Source organism: Parasulfitobacter algicola (genome assembly GCF_013315265.1).
GTDB classification, from domain to species: Bacteria; Pseudomonadota; Alphaproteobacteria; order Rhodobacterales; family Rhodobacteraceae; genus Parasulfitobacter; species Parasulfitobacter algicola.
The window spans coordinates 1-1,812 of sequence record NZ_JABUFE010000041.1 but is presented as its reverse complement, the minus strand read 5'-3'; the positions used below and the strand labels follow the sequence as shown (position 1 = coordinate 1,812).

The following is a 1,812-nucleotide window of genomic DNA, read 5'->3' as shown; positions in this document are numbered from 1 at the left end:
TCAAAACCCAAACCACCGTCCAAAACGTCAGAACCAGAACCGCCACTTAAAGTGTCAGAACCGTCAAGGCCGTAAAGCTGATCATCTCCCCCAAGTCCTAACAAAAGATTTTCACCCGTCCCACCTGTTAGACTATCGCCAAATTGGCTACCTGCCACATTCTCAATCAGGTAAAAAGTGTCACCTTCTGCGTGGCCACCTACACCGGGACCGCCGTCAAAGAAATCAAGCGATACAGTCACCCCAGCATCCGAATCGACATAGCTTACGACATCAACACCAATACCACCTGAAATCGAATCTGCCCCGGCACCACCACGAATTGTGTCATTATCATTCCCCCCTTCAATGGTATCATCACCCGCGCCACCAAGAAGAATATCGGCGCCGTTGCCGCCACTGATCGTGTCGTTGCCATCACCCCCGTTCAGCACATCGTCGCCGTTACCACCACTAACTGAGTCATTGCCGTCCCCGGCATCAATCGTGTCGTTGTCGCCACCGCCTTCTACAGTGTCTTGACCGGCACCACCTGTGATAAAGTCTTCGCCGTTACTGCCACTGACAGAGTCATCACCACTATCACCGTGAAGAACATCATTACCACTTGACCCATCGATTGTATCGTTCCCGACACCACCTGTAACAGTATCATTATCATTACCGCCATCCAGGCTGTCATTGCCAATACCGCCAGTGACTGTATCGTCGCCCCAACCCCCATCTAGGGTATCGTCACCACCTCTGCCATCCAGCGTGTCATTGCCTCGACCACCATCAAGGGAATCCGCTCCGCTGCTGCCAAGCATCTGATCCTCATCATCCGATCCTTCGTAAACTTCGATGTTGATCAGAACATCACCTGTTGCACCGCCCCCGGTAAGAATCCCATTTTCAAGATCCAAAACGATGCCCTCATCTATTCTGAAATCAAAATAGCTTACGGTATCAATACCATCACCACCATTAATCGTATCTGCCCCTGCACCACCTTCCAACTCGTCATCACCAGCTCCGCCATTGAGCGAGTCGTCTCCATCCCCTCCGTCAAGTTCATCATCATCCGCGCCACCATTCAGCGTATCGTTACCATCTCCGCCATAGAGCCGATCATCACCTTCATCTCCGTTTAGAAGATCATTACCATTGTCACCATTAAGAGAGTCGCTTTCAGTGCCACCATTCAGCGTGTCACTACCATTACCGCCGTACAGGTTATCACGGCCTTGTCCGCCAAAAATCAGATCGTCTCCATCATCACCACTCAAGCGCCAGTCACTGTCATCACCACCTTGAATGGTGTCATTCCCACCATTGCCTGAGATGGTGTCGTTTCCAGCACCTCCGCTGATAGAGTCAGCGTTTTCAGTACCATCCAAGTCATCGCCATCCGGTGTGCCAACAATATTTGCGCGTAATTGCGCCGAAACGGACTTCATAGATGCAAAATCTGCTAGTACTGTATTATGCTTATAGTTGTGGAAGATTTCATCGAGAGTTTTGATCATGCTTAAACCTTTGATTCATATCACATTATAGTTAATGCGCTTGATTAAATTGAATACCGGCCTAAGGGATGTTTTTTGTCAACATAAATTAAGTTTTAAGTAAAAACAGGAGGTAATACGCTCAATGCTATAGCTATATATTCGCTTAAGTAGAAAGATTTTGAGTGCGTTTACCTATGATAGAAGGGTGATAGAAAATTCTATTACCCCCCTTTTTGTTCGCCCTGTTTTTATCAGACGATCACGATATCGTCGATAAGCGAGTTGGGGTCGGTCAGATCCGAAATGGCCAGGATATTGCCAT

The 1,812-nt window shown here is 48.2% G+C and carries 1 pseudogene; it reads right to left on the bottom strand.

Features of this window, described 5'->3' with window-relative positions:
• A pseudogene (locus HRQ87_RS19925) lies at nucleotides 1-1,508 on the bottom strand (calcium-binding protein); the annotation flags it as partial.
• Nucleotides 1,509-1,812 lie beyond the last annotated feature (304 nt).